At 66.8% G+C, this 14,751-nt stretch carries 16 protein-coding genes; 12 read left to right on the top strand and 4 right to left on the bottom strand.

Going from position 1 to position 14,751, the window contains the following annotated elements; genetic code table 11:
• Positions 1-67 precede the first annotated feature (67 nt).
• From LMF57_RS09810 to flgA, 4 genes are all read right to left on the bottom strand, one after another.
• Positions 68-1,285 carry an ATP-binding protein gene (locus LMF57_RS09810; RefSeq protein ID WP_229291299.1) on the bottom strand — a complete coding sequence of 406 codons (1,218 nt, stop codon included), beginning with the start codon at positions 1,283-1,285 and terminating at the stop codon, positions 68-70.
• Positions 1,286-1,377: 92 nt separating this feature from the next.
• Positions 1,378-1,716 (bottom strand): flagellar protein FlgN, encoded by a 339-nt coding sequence (locus LMF57_RS09805; RefSeq protein ID WP_208081380.1) that lies wholly within the window; start codon positions 1,714-1,716, stop codon positions 1,378-1,380.
• Entirely contained in the window at positions 1,713-2,018 is a 306-nt protein-coding gene (gene flgM, locus LMF57_RS09800; RefSeq protein WP_025879113.1) for a flagellar biosynthesis anti-sigma factor FlgM, read from the bottom strand. The genes LMF57_RS09805 and flgM overlap by 4 nt, the downstream gene beginning before the upstream one ends.
• 75 nt (positions 2,019-2,093) lie before the next feature.
• Complete coding sequence (gene flgA / locus LMF57_RS09795) at positions 2,094-2,750, bottom strand: flagellar basal body P-ring formation chaperone FlgA (protein WP_229291298.1); 657 nt, start codon at positions 2,748-2,750, stop codon at positions 2,094-2,096.
• A 132-nt stretch (positions 2,751-2,882) separates the two neighbouring features.
• On the opposite strand from flgA, the gene LMF57_RS09790 reads away from it, so the two are divergent.
• The 12 genes from LMF57_RS09790 (at position 2,883) to flgL (ending at position 14,571) form a co-directional block, all read left to right on the top strand.
• Positions 2,883-3,827 carry a chemotaxis protein gene (locus LMF57_RS09790; RefSeq protein WP_117310372.1) on the top strand — a complete coding sequence of 315 codons (945 nt, stop codon included), beginning with the start codon at positions 2,883-2,885 and terminating at the stop codon, positions 3,825-3,827.
• A 160-nt stretch (positions 3,828-3,987) separates the two neighbouring features.
• A complete protein-coding gene (gene flgB / locus LMF57_RS09785) occupies positions 3,988-4,383 on the top strand; it encodes a flagellar basal body rod protein FlgB (RefSeq protein WP_025879110.1) in 396 nt (131 codons plus the stop codon).
• A 3-nt stretch (positions 4,384-4,386) separates the two neighbouring features.
• The gene (gene flgC, locus LMF57_RS09780; RefSeq protein ID WP_025879109.1) at positions 4,387-4,794 is read left to right on the top strand and encodes a flagellar basal body rod protein FlgC; all 408 of its coding nucleotides are present in this window, start codon (positions 4,387-4,389) and stop codon (positions 4,792-4,794) included.
• 23 nt (positions 4,795-4,817) lie between these two features.
• Complete coding sequence (locus LMF57_RS09775) at positions 4,818-5,501, top strand: flagellar hook capping FlgD N-terminal domain-containing protein (RefSeq protein ID WP_229291297.1); 684 nt, start codon at positions 4,818-4,820, stop codon at positions 5,499-5,501.
• Between the two features lie 32 nt (positions 5,502-5,533).
• The gene (gene flgE / locus LMF57_RS09770) at positions 5,534-6,757 is read left to right on the top strand and encodes a flagellar hook protein FlgE (protein ID WP_117310370.1); all 1,224 of its coding nucleotides are present in this window, start codon (positions 5,534-5,536) and stop codon (positions 6,755-6,757) included.
• 32 nt (positions 6,758-6,789) lie between these two features.
• The gene (locus LMF57_RS09765; RefSeq protein WP_117310369.1) at positions 6,790-7,539 is read left to right on the top strand and encodes a flagellar basal body rod protein FlgF; all 750 of its coding nucleotides are present in this window, start codon (positions 6,790-6,792) and stop codon (positions 7,537-7,539) included.
• Positions 7,540-7,642: 103 nt separating this feature from the next.
• The gene (gene flgG, locus LMF57_RS09760; RefSeq protein ID WP_025879105.1) at positions 7,643-8,428 is read left to right on the top strand and encodes a flagellar basal-body rod protein FlgG; all 786 of its coding nucleotides are present in this window, start codon (positions 7,643-7,645) and stop codon (positions 8,426-8,428) included.
• Between the two features lie 22 nt (positions 8,429-8,450).
• Positions 8,451-9,143: a flagellar basal body L-ring protein FlgH gene (gene flgH, locus LMF57_RS09755; protein WP_117310368.1), complete on the top strand. Its 693-nt coding sequence runs from the start codon at positions 8,451-8,453 to the stop codon at positions 9,141-9,143.
• An 8-nt stretch (positions 9,144-9,151) separates the two neighbouring features.
• A complete protein-coding gene (locus tag LMF57_RS09750; protein WP_032952134.1) occupies positions 9,152-10,288 on the top strand; it encodes a flagellar basal body P-ring protein FlgI in 1,137 nt (378 codons plus the stop codon).
• Between the two features lies 1 nt (position 10,289).
• Positions 10,290-11,483 carry a flagellar assembly peptidoglycan hydrolase FlgJ gene (gene flgJ, locus LMF57_RS09745; RefSeq protein ID WP_229291296.1) on the top strand — a complete coding sequence of 398 codons (1,194 nt, stop codon included), beginning with the start codon at positions 10,290-10,292 and terminating at the stop codon, positions 11,481-11,483.
• 8 nt (positions 11,484-11,491) lie between these two features.
• Entirely contained in the window at positions 11,492-13,372 is a 1,881-nt protein-coding gene (gene flgK, locus LMF57_RS09740; RefSeq protein WP_229291295.1) for a flagellar hook-associated protein FlgK, read from the top strand.
• Positions 13,369-14,571: a flagellar hook-associated protein FlgL gene (flgL, locus tag LMF57_RS09735; protein ID WP_229291294.1), complete on the top strand. Its 1,203-nt coding sequence runs from the start codon at positions 13,369-13,371 to the stop codon at positions 14,569-14,571. Before flgK ends, flgL begins: the two co-directional genes overlap by 4 nt.
• The last annotated feature ends 180 nt before the right edge of the window (positions 14,572-14,751 follow it).

Genomic DNA, 14,751 nt, shown 5'->3' with positions numbered 1-14,751 from the left:
TCCGCCGGGCATGGCCCGGCGCTACGGGGGACCAGGGATAGCGCCAGGCCATGCCCGGCGACCACGATCAGCGCGGCTGCTTGGTCGGCAGCACCAGGCGGAAGCGCGAGCCGACGCCTGGGGTGCTGTCCAGATCGATGCGGCCGTGGTGCTTGTTGATGATGCTGTAGGAGATCGACAGGCCCAGGCCGGTACCGCTGCCCACCGGTTTGGTGGTGAAGAACGGATCGAAGATGCGCTGGCGCAGTTCCGGCGAAATGCCGCCGCCGGTGTCTTCGAACTCGACCCACACCGTGTCGCCGTCCACGCCGGTACGCACGGTGATCGTGCCGCGCTCGGCAATGGCATGGCCGGCGTTGAGCAGCAGGTTCATGTAGACCTGGTTCAACTCCGAGGGCAGGCATTCCACCAGCGGCAGCTGGCCGAACTCGCGCACCAGGTGCACCTTGTACTTGAGCTCGTTCCAGATGATGTTGATGGTCGATTCAAGGCCGGAATGCAGGTCGACCAGCTTCCACGATTCGTCGCGGCCGGAATAGGAGAAGTCCTTCAGGTCACGCACGATGCGGGTGACGCGCTCGATGCCTTCGCGTGACTCGGCCATCAGCTGCGGCAGGTCGCGGCTGATGAAATCGATGTCCAGGCGGTCACGGATATCGTCGATTTCCGGAATCAGCGCCTTCGGGTCGGGCGCGCGCAGGGCGCGTTCGTAGGCTTCGATCACCGTGAACAGGCTGCGCAGGTATTCCTGCAGGCTGCCCAGGTTGGAATGCACGTAGCCGATCGGGTTGTTGATCTCGTGCGCCACGCCGGCGGCAAGCTGGCCGATGGACGCCATCTTCTCCGACTGCAGCAGCTTTTCCTGGGTGCCGTTCAAGCGCAGGTAGGCCTGGCGCAGTTCGGCATGGCGCTGCTGCAGTTCGCGTTCGTAGTCTTCCTGGCCTTCGATATGGCGGAACAAGGCCAGGTAGTGCCCCGAACCGGGTTCGCCATGGAAGTACAGATGGGCGATGACCACGCCCTCGCCCAGCGGCAGGCTGCCGTTCCAGTGACCGTGCTGGCGCGCATGTTCCAGCGCATCCGGCGGCAGCAGCTGGCGCAGGCGCTGTGGCGGCGGCAAGGTGGCTTCATCGCTGCCCAGCAGGCTCTGCGCGGCCGGGTTGGCCAGGGCGACCTGCCCATCTTCGGTGAACAGCAGCAGGCCCTCGCGCAGGCGCTCTAGCAGGGCCTGCAGCACCGGTTGCGGCGGAAGGGGGGCGGTAACCAGAACGTTGGCGGCAGACACGGCGGCTCGGGGCGATCAAACAGGCGCCCAATATACGCGTTCATGCGGCGGCCTACAGCCGCCATCGGGCGGTCAGCCGACCGCCGGTCCTGTCAGGCGACGGCGAGCGGCCGCCGCGCGGTGACGGTATGTGACTGGCCCTTGGCATCGTATGCCGAGGACTCTTCGGTGCGGCCCATCTGGCGCAGCGCCCAGTTGACCTCGCGCCGGCGCCGCGACAGCAGCACGCCGTTGGCGCGGTTGCGCTCGGCCAGTTCCTGCAGCTGCTCGCCCTCGCCCACCGGCGGCGTGCCTTCCAGCGCACGCAGCGCTTCCAGCTTCGCACCGGTGGCACGGATCAGGGCGTGCACGTCGTGCTCGACCAGGGCCTGGCGCTCAACGTCCAGGGCCTGGGCAAGGCGCTGCAGCGGCTCGCTCATTGCCGCGGTCATCCTTGCAGCTGCTGGTCCAGTTCAAGCATGCGCGAAGCGATCGCGTCCGGATTGATCTTGTAGGTGCCGTTCTGCAGCGATTCGCGCACCGCTGCAACACGCTGGGCGTCGATCGCCGGGGCGGTGCTCAGCTCACGCTCGATGGCCTGCAGGTTGGTGGCTTCGCCGGTCAGGCGCAGGCTGTCGGCCGCCTCGACTGGACGTGCCGCCGAATCGGTGCTGACGCCGGGCTTGGCGGCCGGGGTGGTCACGCTGCGCAGTGCCTGGGGGACCTGCAGGTTGCCGTCGATTTTCTGGCTCATGGGGTGTCCTGGAGTTGCCGTACACAAGGGATAACGGCCGCAGGGCCGTGATCTTTAGGGGAATTCTGCATTATTTCAACGCGCCACGATTACGTCACCGGTCGCATCCACCGTGCCCTGCACGATACGGCGCGAGGACAGGTTTTCCACCGAGACGCGCTCGTTCTGCCCGGCATCGCCCAGTGCGCGTCCGGCAATGCGGACCTCGACCGAACCACGCCGCGATACCAGCGCCACACTGTCTCCTCGCCTGATGAGACGCTGTGCAACCAGATCGTTGCTCGACAACAGTGTTCCCGCCGGCAACGGCCGACGGGCGATGCGGCCGATCGCTGCGGCAGGATCGGCCAGCACTGCGCCGGCAATCCGTGCCGCGTCACGCTGGGCAGTACTGATATCGGCGGCGGCGATGGATTCTCCAGTGCCGATGCCGCGGGTCAGCACCAGCACGGTCTGGTTGCGGCGCACCTTCACCGGCACGAACAGGCGCCAGCCACCGGCGTCGGGACAACTCACTTCCACGGTGGTGTTGGCCGTGGGCTGCACCTGCAACGCGCCGCCGCATTTTGGAAGGCGCAGCGCATCGGCAACCACGGCCTCACCTTCAGTGCCGGCGGCCAGGGTCGACAGCGCGGCAGCACGGATGCTGGCCACCGGCTGCCAGTCGGCTGCGGTTGCCCACGGCGCGGCTACGGCCATGGCAGTGGCAAGGAATAGAGCAATGCGGCGCATGGCGCCTCCTGTCGGTAAGACCTGGCCCAGACGCGTGCAAGCTGCGTGCCACAGCCGCGCCACGGAAATCTCAATGGGCCCGGCCCTGCACTCGCCCTCAAGTTCCACCCTGCCCGCGCCGATACAGCAGCCATGTCCCATGACCTGCTCAACCGGATCGACCAGCGAACCCGACTGGCCGGCCACAATCGCCTGGCGCTGCTGCTGTTCCGCCTCGGCGGACGTCAGCTTTTTGGCGTCAATGTCTTCAAGGTGCAGGAAGTGCTGCGCCGCCCGGACCTGTTCCAGGTGCCCGGCCTGCCCGGCCAGTTCGCCGGCGTGGCCGACGTACGCGGCCGCTCGGTGCCGGTGCTGGACCTGGGCCTGGCCATCGGCCACCCCGAGCGCGAGCCCGACGCTGACACCGCACCCGGCTATCTGGTGGTGACCGAGTTCAACCGCTCGATCCAGGGCTTCCTGGTCAGCGGCGTGGAGCGCATCGTCAACATCGCGGTGGAGGACATCCACCCACCGCCGGAGCTGGGGGCGGAGTCGAGCTACCTGACCGCGGTGACCCGCTTCCAGGGCGAGCTGATCCAGGTGATCGACGTGGAAAGCGTGCTGGCCGACATAGCCCAGGTGCGCGGTGAAGCCGTGCTCGACCCGGCCATGGCGATGCCCGCCGACGCCCCGCAGCTGCAGGTGCTGGTGGTGGATGATTCGCGGGTGGCGCGCCAGCAGATCCGCAGCGTGCTGGACCAGCTGGGGGTGGGCGCGACCCTGCTCTCGGACGGCAAACAGGCGCTGGACCACCTGCTGCAGATCCATGCCTCGGGTGAAAACCCGGCCGAACGCTACGCCATGGTGATATCGGACATCGAGATGCCGGCGATGGACGGCTACACGCTGACGACGGAAATCCGGCGCCATGCCGGCCTGTCCGGGCTGTACGTGCTGCTGCATACCTCGCTGTCGGGCGTATTCAACAATGCGATGGTCGAGCGCGTGGGTGCCAACGCCTTCGTCGCCAAGTATTCGCCGCACGAGCTGGCCGACTTCGTGCTGGACCGCCTGCGCAAGGTGGCGATGGCGGCGTAAGGCCGCCGCACGCGTCTCCGCCGGGCATGGCCCGGCGCCACCAGACACCTGCTCCGACACACGGTAGCGCCGGGCCATGCCCGGCGAGCGCGATGTTGCGCACCACGGTTCTGGCACACCGCTTGCAGCTTCCCGGGCAACGTTCCCGTGGGAGTGCACCGTGCGCAACCTGATTACCGACTACCTGGGCGTCCATGCCCAGGCAATGCCGTTGCGCGAACAGCGCATGAAGCTGATCGCCAGCAACCTCGGCAATGCCGACACCCCCGGCTACAAGGCCCAGGACCTGGACTTCGATTCGGCCCTTCGCCATGCGCAGGGGCTGGATGCCAACGGCCTGATGACCACCACCAACGAGCAGCACTACGAAATCGGTAGTGGCCTCAACCCGTTCCAGGTGGCCCGCGAGGGCGTACAGCCCAGCATCGACGGCAACACCGTCGACCCCGATGCCGAACGCGCCGCCTATGGCCGCGCTGCACTGGAATACCGCGCTTCGCTGAGCTTCGTCGAAAGCAAGGTGCGTTCCATGCTCACCGCGATCACGGGGCAATAAGCCATGAGCAACCTGCCGATCTTCGATATCGCCGGCTCCGCGCTGCAGGCGCAGTCGGTGCGCATGAGCACCATCGCCTCCAACCTGTCCAACGCTGACAGCATCGCCGGCTCGGCCGATGCGGTGTACAAGCCGCTGGAACCGATCTTCCAGGCGGTGACCAGCAAGACCGATCCGAACATCACCTCGGTGCAGGTCAAGGAGATCACCCAGAGCAACGCGGCGCCGATCAAGCGCTACGAGCCGGGCCATCCGCTGGCCGACGGCGATGGCTACATCTACCAGCCCGACGTCGATCCGGTGGCGCAGATGGTCAACCTGATCTCGACCTCGCGCAATTACCAGGCCGGCGTGGAGATGTTGACCACCGCCAAGGAACTGGCCCTGGCCACCCTGACCATGGGCCGCTGAGGCCCGCTGCACCGGACACCGCCATGACCACTGCCGTCAACAACCAGAGCAACCAGGACGTCTACGCCGCACTCGGCCTGAACGCCCCCAACAGCAACGCCACCAAGAAGAAGAACACGCTGGACCAGGCCGATTTCCTGCGCCTGATGACCGAGCAGCTGCAGCACCAGGATCCGCTGAAGCCGATGGACAACACGCAGATGGTCTCGCAGATGGCGCAGATGTCGACCGTGCAGGGCATCACCGATCTGAACACGTCGGTGAAGGGCTTCCAGGAGTCGATGGCCAGCGACCAGGTGCTGCGTGGCGCCGCGCTGGTCGGCCACCAGGTGCTGGTGCCGTCGGAAAAGCTGGTGCTGGAGAAGGAGGGTTCGGTGGAGGGCACGGTCGCCGCACCGGCCGCCGGCATCGTCACCGTGGACGTCACCGACGCCAACGGCGCCAAGGTCACCTCGATCAGCGTTGAAGCCAAGGCCGCCGGCGAAACCGCGTTCACCTGGGATGGCAAGGATGCCAACGGCAAGCGCATGGAGCCGGGCAAGTACAACATCGTCGCCAACCACGTCGACACCACCGGCAAGAGCACCAAGCTGTCCACCTTCGTGCAGGCACCGGTGGAAAGCGTGACCGTCGGTTCCGACGGCCTCTACCTGAATCTCAAGGGCCTGGGCACGGCCCCTCTCGACTACGTGCTCCGCGTCAGCTGAGCCGCACCTACCGCATCCAACAGGAGCATCCCATGGGCTTCAACATTTCCCTGTCCGGCATCAACGCTGCCAACTCGGACCTGAGCGTCACTGCCAACAACGTGGCCAACGTCAACACCACCGGCTTCAAGCAGTCGCGTGCGGAATTCGCCGACCTGTTCGCCGCCACCAGCTACGGCCTGTCCAGGAACGCGATCGGTTCGGGCGTACGCGTTTCCAACGTGGCCCAGCAGTTCATCCAGGGCAACAACGAGCAGACCGGCCGCAGCCTGGACATGGCCATTTCCGGTGAGGGCTTCTTCACCATGAACATGAACGGTGCACGGGTGTACTCGCGTGCGGGCAACTTCCAGACCGACGCCGGCGGCTACGTGGTCAACCCGCAGGGCGCACGCCTGCAGGTGCTGGCACCGAACGCCGACGGCACCAACTTCGACGCCGGCCGCCTGGTCGATCTGCAGCTGCTGACCACCGACAGCCCACCCAAGCAGACCAGCGAGGTCAAGGTCGGCTTCACCCTGCCCGGCAACGCCAAGCAACCGACGGTGACCCCCTTCGACCCCACAAATTCCAACAGCTACAGCCACTCCAGCGGCGGCATCACCGTATATGACTCGCTGGGCGTCAGCCACACCCAGGTGTCCTACTTCGTCAAGGAAGCGGCCACCAATGCCTGGACGGTGCACAACTACGTCGACGGCCAGCCGGCCGGCACGCCGACCCCGCTGGCGTTCGACAACGCCGGCAAACTGACCGCGCCGGCCGACGGCAAGATCAGCCTGGGCACCTTCACCCCGACCACCGGCGCGGGTGTGCTCAACATGACCCTGGATGTGAACGGCTCGACCCAGTACGGCGAGAAATTCGCCCTGCGCAACACCCAGCAGGACGGCTACGCGGCGGGCAAGCTCAACGAGATCACCGTCTCGGAAACCGGCGTGGTGTACGCGCGCTACTCCAACGGCGACGACAAGCCGCTGGGCCAGGTTGCGCTGACCAGCTTCAACAATCCGCAGGGCCTTGAGCAGAAGGGCAACAACCTGTGGGTGGAGACCTTCGATTCGGGCACGCCGCGCACCGGCGCCGCCGACACCTCCAACCTCGGCAAGATCCAGGCCGGTTCGCTGGAATCCTCCACCGTCGACCTGACCGAACAGCTGGTCAACATGATCACCGCGCAGCGCAACTTCCAGGCCAACGCGCAGATGATCACGACTCAGGACCAGATCACCCAGACCGTCATCAACATCCGTTGATGACCTGCTGACCCTGTCACGGAACTCCCCGCATGGATAAAGCCCTTTACGTGGCGATGACCGGTGCCCGCGCCTCCCTGCAGGCGCAGGGAACGCTCAGCCACAACCTCGCCAACTCCGACACCCCCGGCTTCAAGGAAGCGCTGGCCAACACCGAAGCCTTCCCGATCCGTGGCCCGGGCTTTGCCTCGCGGGTGGATGCACTGCACGTCGATGCGGGCTTCAACCGCACGGCCGGCGCGCAGCACATCACCGGCAAGCCGCTGGACCTCGCATTGCAGACCGGCACCTGGCTTGCCGTGCAGTCGACCGATGGCAGCGAGGCGTACACCCGTGGCGCCGCGCTGTCGGTGACCCCGAACGGCCAACTGGTGACCTCCAGCGGCCGTCCGGTGCTGGACGACAACAACAACCCGATCGCGATTCCGCCCTACCAGGCGATGGAGATCGGCAACGACGGCACGATCTCGATCATCCCGCAGGGCGAAGGCCCGCAGACGATGGCGATGATCGGCCGGATCAAGGTGGTGCAGGCGCCGGATGATCGCCTCGAACGTGGCCTGGACGGCCTGTTCCGCAATACCGATCCGCTGCAGCCGTTCGCCCAGGCACAGGGCACGGCGGTGCACAGCGGCCAGTTGGAAGGCAGCAACGTCGATGCCGCCGGTGCGCTGGTGCAGATGATCCAGCTGCAGCGCCAGTACGAAATGCAGGTGCAGGTGATCAAGCACGGCGATGACAACGCGCGCAGCGCCAACAGCCTGTTGCGCCTGGGCAGCTGACGGAATTCCGGCACCGGCCCGCGCCGGTGCTGGCACGCCGCTTGCACTCCCTCCCCCATGGGCCGCACCACGCGGCCGGCTTCACCCAGACAGGACTCCGAAGATGAACCAGGCATTGTGGATCGCGAAAACCGGACTGGATGCGCAGCAGATGCGCATGTCGGTGGTTTCCAACAACCTCGCCAACACCAACACCACCGGCTTCAAGCAGGACCGCGCCAGCTTCGAGGACCTGTTGTACCAGCAGGTGCGCCAGCCCGGCGGTTCCTCTTCGGCACAGACCCAGCTGCCCACCGGCCTGCAGATCGGCACCGGCGTGCGCGTGGTGGCCACCGCCAAGAACTTCGAACAGGGCAGCCAGCAGCAGACCGGCCGCGCGCTTGACGTGATGGTCAACGGTCGCGGCTTCTTCGAAGTGCAGATGCCCGACGGCAGCTCGGCCTACACCCGCGACGGCTCGTTCAAGATCAACCAGGACAGCGAGCTGGTCACCAACAGCGGCTACCCGGTGCAGCCGGGCATCCAGATTCCCGAAGGCGCGCAGTCGGTGACCATCGGTACCGACGGCACCATCAGCGTGAAGATGGCCGACGGTGCGGCATCGGTGGAAGTCGGTGCATTGACCCTTACCGACTTCGTCAATCCGGCGGGCCTGCAGGCACGTGGTGAAAACCTGTTCCTGGAGACCACCGCCTCCGGCCCGGCGCAGAACGGCAATCCCGGCCTGAACGGCCTGGGCACCGTGGTGCAGGGGGCGCTGGAAGGCAGCAACGTCAACGTGGTGGAAGAGCTGGTGTCGATGATCGAAACCCAGCGTGCCTACGAAATGAACGCCAAGGCGATCTCGACCACCGACTCGATGCTGGGCTACCTCAGCAACAAGCTCTGACCGCCCTCACCGGGAACCTGCCATGTCGCCCCTTTCTTCCTTCGCCCGTACTGTCCTCGCCTGTGCCGTGGCTGCCCTGCTCGGTGGCTGCGTGATCGCTGGCGACGTGCGCCCCTATCCGGCGATGGCACCGCTGCAGCCGATCATGCCGCCGCAGGCCGAACCGACCGCAGGCGCGATCTACGCCGCCGGCCCGACCCTGCAGCTGTACTCGGACCGCCGTGCGCGCGATGTCGGCGACCTGTTGACCATCACCCTGCTGGAAAACACCACCGCGCAGACCAGCGCCAACACCGCCACCAACAAGGAATCGAACCTGAGCCTCGGCACGCCTTCGATTCTCGGTGCACCGGTCACTTTGGGTGGCAAGGACATCCTGAGTGCAACGGCCAAGGGCGCACGCGACTTCACCGGCAAGGGCAACAGCGCGCAGAGCAACCGCCTGCAGGGCAACGTGACCGTGACCGTGGTGCAGCGCCTGCCCAACGGCAACCTGGTGGTGCAGGGGCAGAAGAACCTGCGCCTGAACCAGGGTGATGAGCTGGTGCAGGTACAGGGCATCGTGCGCCCCGGCGACATCAGCGCGGACAACACCGTGCCTTCCAGCCGCGTGGCTGAAGCGCGCATCGTCTATGGCGGCCGCGGCCCTGTCGCGCAGTCCAACGCGATGGGTTGGCTGAGCCGCTTCTTCAACTCCGGCCTGACGCCGTTCTGAGTATGGCCATGAAACTCTCCTTCTCTTCTTCCTGGCAGCGACGCGCAGCGTCGCTCTACTGTGCCGTGTTCATGGTCTTCGCAGTGGCTGCCCCCGCCAGCGCCGAGCGCATCAAGGACCTGGCCCAGGTGGGTGGCGTGCGCGGCAATGCACTGGTGGGTTACGGCCTGGTGGTCGGCCTGGATGGCAGCGGCGACCGCACCAGCCAGGCGCCCTTCACCGTGCAGAGCCTGAAGAACCTGCTGGGCGAGCTGGGCGTCAACGTACCGGCCAACGTCAACCCGCAGCTGAAGAACGTGGCGGCGGTGGCGATCCACGCCGAGCTGCCGCCGTTCGCCAAGCCCGGCCAGCCGATCGACATCACCGTGTCCTCGATCGGCAACGCCGTGTCGCTGCGCGGTGGCTCGCTGCTGATGGCGCCGCTGCGCGGTGCCGACGGCCAGGTCTACGCGATTGCCCAGGGCAACCTGATCGTGGGCGGCTTCGGTGCACAGGGCAAGGACGGTTCGCGCGTCTCGGTGAACGTGCCCAGCGTCGGCCGCATCCCCAACGGTGCGACCGTTGAACGCGCCCTGCCCGATGTGTTCGGTGCCAGCGGCGAGATCACCCTGAACCTGCACAACAGCGACTTCACCACCATCTCGCGGATGGTCGGTGCGCTCAACAATGCCTTCGGCGAGGGTTCGGCGCGTGCCGTGGACGGCGGCACGGTTGCCGTGCGTGCGCCCACCGATGCCGGTGCGCGCATCGGCCTGCTGGCCCGTATCGAAAACCTGGAACTGACCCCGGGCGCTGCACCGGCCAAGGTAGTGGTCAACTCGCGTACCGGCACCGTGGTCATCGGCCAGCAGGTGCGTGTCGGCCCGGCCGCGATCTCGCATGGCTCGTTGACGGTGACCATCCAGGAAAACACCAACGTCAGCCAGCCCAACGCCTTTGCCGGTGGCCAGACCGTGGCCACGCCGCAGTCGACCATCACCGCCACCAACGATGGCAGCCGCATGTTCAAGTTCAACGGCGGCACCACCCTGGACGAGATCGTGCATGCGGTGAACGCCGTTGGCGCGGCACCGGGTGACCTGATCGCGATCCTGGAAGCACTGAAGCAGGCCGGCGCCCTGAGCGCCGAGCTCGAGGTGATCTGACATGCGCATCACTCCCGCATTCGAACTCAGCCCGGCCCAGCAGAACGACCCGGCCAGGATCGACAAGGTCGCGCGCCAGCTTGAAGGCCAGTTCGCGCAGATGCTGGTCAAGAGCATGCGTGACGCCAGCTTCGGCGATTCGCTGTTCCCGGGTGAAAACAAGATGTTCCGGGAGATGTACGACCAGAAGATCGCCGAGGCGATGACCCGCGGCAAGGGCCTGGGCCTGTCGAGCATGATCACCCGCCAGTTGTCCGGCGCGCAGGCCGACGGCCCGGCGCTGGACACCCGGGTGGACCCGGCCAAGGCCAGCCGTGCCTACCAGCTCAATGCGCCGGCGGCGCCGTCGCTGCCGCTGCAGGACGCCGACCAGGCCGTGCGCATGCTGCAGCAGATGGCGGCCGGTGTGCAGGATGGCGCGCAGTCCTCCGTCGCCCCGATGGAGCAGGCGCTGGACCTGATTGCGGGCCGGGAAAGCAGCGGCATGCACCGTTCGCTGGGTACCGACGACCCCTATGCCGGTGCCATCGGTGGCGCCGATTGGGCCGCTGCCAGCGACCAGTGGGCGCCGACCGCCAGCAACCGTGGCAGCAGCGGCACCCCGGCCGATGCACTGGCCACGCGCACCGCCGTCGCCCAGTTGGGCGCACACACCCCGGAAGGCTTCGTCGCCAGCATCTGGCAACACGCACAGAGCGCGGCCAAGGAACTGGGCGTGGACGCCCGCGCCCTGGTTGCCCAGGCAGCGCTGGAAACCGGCTGGGGCAAGCGCCAGATCAAGCATGCCGATGGCAGCACCTCGCACAACCTGTTCGGCATCAAGGCCACCGGCTGGAAGGGCCAGAGCGCTACCGCCGGCACCCATGAGTACGTCGATGGCGTGCGCCGCAGCGAGACCGCCAGCTTCCGCGCCTACACCTCGCCCGCAGAGAGCTTTGCCGACTACGTGCGCCTGCTGAAGACCAGCCCGCGCTACCAGCAGGCACTGCAGGCCGGCACCGATGTGCAGGGCTTCGCGCGCGGCCTGCAACGCGCCGGCTACGCCACCGACCCGCGCTACGCGGCCAAGATCGCCGCGATCGCCGGCGGCCCGACCATCGAGCGCGCCGTGGCCGCCGTGGCCGACGCCGGCTCACGCATCGGCCAGACCTTCGCCAGCACCGCAACCGCGGCGCTGGGTATCACCCGTCGTTGAGGAACCCCATGTCCAGCGTACTTTCCACCGGTACCAGTGCCCTGCTCGCCTTCCAGCGTGCGTTGGCCACCACCAGCCACAACGTGGCCAACCTCAACACTCCCGGCTACAGCCGGCAGAAGGTCGACTTCGCCACCGCCACCCCGCAGAACTACGGCTATGGTGACGTTGGCAACGGCACCCGCATCGTCGACATCCGCCGCGCCGCCGACCAGCTGGCGATCTCGCGCCTGCTCGACAGCGGCGGCGAACTGGCACGCCTGAAGCAGCTCTCGGGCATGGCCGACCGGGTCAATGCCCTGTTCTCCGACGCGGCCACCAACGTGGCCGGGGTCTGGTCGAACTTCTTCGATACCGTCAGCGGCCTGTCCTCCAACGCAGCGGGTACCGCCGACCGGCAGAACATGCTCGATGGCGCCAAGGCCTTGGCCAACCGCTTCAGCCAGCTCAACACCCACCTGAACAACCTCAATGGCGAGGTCAACAATGGATTGATGGCCGGTGCCACCGAAGTCAACCGGCTGGCGTCGGAGATCGCGCAGATCAACGGTGCCATCGGCACCAACATCGCCAACGCCGCGCCCGACCTGCTGGACCGCCGCGACCAGCTGATCTCGCAGCTGGTGGGCTACACCGGCGGCACCGCAGTGATCCAGGACGGCGGCATCATGAACGTCTACACCGCCGGCGGCCAGGCGCTGGTGGTGGGTACCACCGCATCGAAGGTCACCACGGTGGCCGACCCGTACCAGCCCGAGCGCCTGCAGCTGGCGCTGCAGACCCAGGGCGGCACCATCACCCTGGACCCGAAGGCCGTGGGCGGCCAGATCGGCGGCCTGCTCGAGTTCCGCGACACCGTGCTGACACCGGCCCAGGCAGAGCTGGGCAAGCTGGCTGTGGGCCTGGCCGAGACGTTCAACAGCACCCATCGCCAGGGCGTGGACCTGTACGGACAGATGGGCGGCGACTTCTTCAACATCGGCACGCCGCGTGTCTCCGGCAATGCCGGCAACACCGGCACCGGCACGATCACCGCCAGCTACGGCGACCTCGGCAAGCTGGAAGCACAGAACATCGTGCTCAGGTTCGATGGCAGCAACTGGGCCGCCAGCCGCGCCGACACCGGCGCCAGCGTGCCGCTGACCGGCACCGGTACCGCTGCCGACCCGTTGATCATCAACGGCGTGAAGCTGGTGGTGGGCGGTACCCCGGCGGCCAACGACCGCTTCCTGCTGCAGCCCACGGCTGGCGTGGCCGGCAGCCTGGAGATGGCGATCACCGATCCGTCGCGCATTGCCGCGGCCGCCGCCATCAAGGGCGCTGCCGCACTGGCCAACACCGGCACCGGCAAGCTGAGCGGCGTGACCGTGACCGATGCGGCCAACGCCAACCTGCGCAATCCGGCTGCGATCGTGTTCACCTCGGCCACCACCTACACCATCGATGGCGGCCCGCCGCAGACCTATACGCCCGGGCAGACCATCAGCGCCAACGGCTGGAGCTTCGTGCTCGATGGCGTGCCGAAGAATGGCGACACCTTCAACATCACCCCGACCCCGGCCGGCTCGTCGGATAACAGCAATGCCACCAAGCTGTCCAAGGTGGAATCGGCCAAGGCGTTCAACGCCGGCACGGTGACGCTGGGCGGCGCATTGGGCGGGCTGACCACCCAGGTCGGTGCGGCAGCGCGTTCGGCAGAGTATTCGCTGGGGGCGCAGCAGGTGATCGCCGACCAGGCACAGGCAGCGCGTGACGAAGTGTCCGGCGTCAACCTCGACGAGGAAGCGGCCGACATGCTGCGCCTGCAGCAGGCCTACCAAGCCGCCTCGCAGCTGATCTCCACCGCCGATTCCATGTTCCAGACCATCCTGGGAGCCGTGCGCCGATGAGCAACCGCATCTCCACCGGAATGATGTACAGCCAGTCGGTAGCGCTGATGATGGCCAAGCAGGCCAAGCTCAGCCACCTGGAACAGCAGATCGCCACCGGCAGCAAGATCGTCAGCGCCAAGGACGATCCGGTCGCCGCAGGTGCTGCGGTGGGCCTGGACCGCAGCCTGGCCGCACTGGAACGCATGAAGCTCAATGGCAACAACGTGCAGAACCGCCTGGGTGTGCAGGAAAACACCCTGGCCCAAGTCAACGACCTGATGGCGCGCGTCAACGATCTGACCATCCAGGCCAGCAATCCCGCGCTGGGCGCGACCGACAAGAAGACCCTGATCACCGAGTTGAACCAGATCCGCGAGGGCCTGCTGTCGCTGGCCAACAGCAGCGACGGCACCGGGCGCTACGTGTTCGGTGGCACCAACGACAGCGATCCGCCGTTCGCCAGGATTGACGGCAAAGTCGTCTATCGCGGCGACCAGACCCAGCGCCAGGTGGAAGTCGGCCCGGATACCTACGTGCGCGATGCCCTGCCCGGCAGCGAGATCTTCCTGCGCATCCCCACCGGCGATGGCTTCGTCGATGGCAGCGCAGCGGCAGGCAACGCCGGCAACGGCGTGCTGACCAACATCACCCGTGATGGCAGCGACAGCTGGAACGGGCAATCGTTCAGCGTGCGCTTCACCGCGGCCGACCAGTACGAAGTGCTCGACGGTGCCGGCAACGTGACCGGCACCGGCACCTACAAGGCCGGCAGCGAACTGGAGATCAACGGCGTTCGCCTGCAGATCGCTGGCGCGCCAGCAACAGGTGACAGCTTCAACGTGCAGGCCGCCAGCAGCCGCGACATCTTCGGCACCATGGACAAGCTGATCGCCGCACTGGATGCCGATACCGGTACCCCGGCGAAGATGGCCGCGCAGCAGAACGAACTGCAGAGCGCATTGCGTGATGTCGGCCGCGCGGCGGAACGGATGATCGATTCGCGCGCTGCCGGTGGCGCGCAGCTGAAGGCGCTGGACAACGCGGCGGAGATGCGTGAGGCCAATGGCGTGACGCTGAAAACCACGCTGTCGGAGATGCGCGACCTGGACTACGCCGATGCGTTGAGCCAGTACCAGCTGGAAAGCACCGCGCTGCAGGCGGCACAGACGCTGTTCTCGCAGATGCAGTCGATGTCGCTGTTCAACAAGATACGCTGATTCCACGCGCCAGCACTGGAGCCCAAGGCCGCGATGCCCTGCATCGCGGCCTTTTTCGTTTCTGCGGTCATGTACCGCTGCGCTCGCCGGGCATGGCCCGGCGCTACCGAAGGATCGGCCCTGGTAGCGCCGGGCCATGCCCGGCGGATGTTCCGAAGGCTTCGCTCTGGTAGCGCCGGG

The sequence above is a fragment of the Stenotrophomonas sp. SI-NJAU-1 genome, assembly GCF_020883215.1.
Classification (GTDB): domain Bacteria; phylum Pseudomonadota; class Gammaproteobacteria; order Xanthomonadales; family Xanthomonadaceae; genus Stenotrophomonas; species Stenotrophomonas indicatrix.
The sequence above is the reverse complement of the archived record's forward strand: the minus strand, read 5'-3'. Positions and strand labels throughout refer to the sequence as shown.

Bases quoted from the DNA above. Each gene is read 5' to 3' on its own strand.
- LMF57_RS09805 (WP_208081380.1), bottom strand. From the start codon at position 1,716: ATGACCGCGGCAATGAGCGAGCCGCTGCAGCGCCTTGCCCAGGCCCTG.
- flgM (WP_025879113.1), bottom strand. From the start codon at position 2,018: ATGAGCCAGAAAATCGACGGCAACCTGCAGGTCCCCCAGGCACTGCGC.
- flgA (WP_229291298.1), bottom strand. From the start codon at position 2,750: ATGCGCCGCATTGCTCTATTCCTTGCCACTGCCATGGCCGTAGCCGCG.
- LMF57_RS09790 (WP_117310372.1), top strand. From the start codon at position 2,883: ATGTCCCATGACCTGCTCAACCGGATCGACCAGCGAACCCGACTGGCC.
- flgC (WP_025879109.1), top strand. From the start codon at position 4,387: ATGAGCAACCTGCCGATCTTCGATATCGCCGGCTCCGCGCTGCAGGCG.
- LMF57_RS09775 (WP_229291297.1), top strand. From the start codon at position 4,818: ATGACCACTGCCGTCAACAACCAGAGCAACCAGGACGTCTACGCCGCA.
- flgE (WP_117310370.1), top strand. From the start codon at position 5,534: ATGGGCTTCAACATTTCCCTGTCCGGCATCAACGCTGCCAACTCGGAC.
- LMF57_RS09765 (WP_117310369.1), top strand. From the start codon at position 6,790: ATGGATAAAGCCCTTTACGTGGCGATGACCGGTGCCCGCGCCTCCCTG.
- flgG (WP_025879105.1), top strand. From the start codon at position 7,643: ATGAACCAGGCATTGTGGATCGCGAAAACCGGACTGGATGCGCAGCAG.
- flgH (WP_117310368.1), top strand. From the start codon at position 8,451: ATGTCGCCCCTTTCTTCCTTCGCCCGTACTGTCCTCGCCTGTGCCGTG.
- LMF57_RS09750 (WP_032952134.1), top strand. From the start codon at position 9,152: ATGAAACTCTCCTTCTCTTCTTCCTGGCAGCGACGCGCAGCGTCGCTC.
- flgJ (WP_229291296.1), top strand. From the start codon at position 10,290: ATGCGCATCACTCCCGCATTCGAACTCAGCCCGGCCCAGCAGAACGAC.
- flgK (WP_229291295.1), top strand. From the start codon at position 11,492: ATGTCCAGCGTACTTTCCACCGGTACCAGTGCCCTGCTCGCCTTCCAG.
- flgL (WP_229291294.1), top strand. From the start codon at position 13,369: ATGAGCAACCGCATCTCCACCGGAATGATGTACAGCCAGTCGGTAGCG.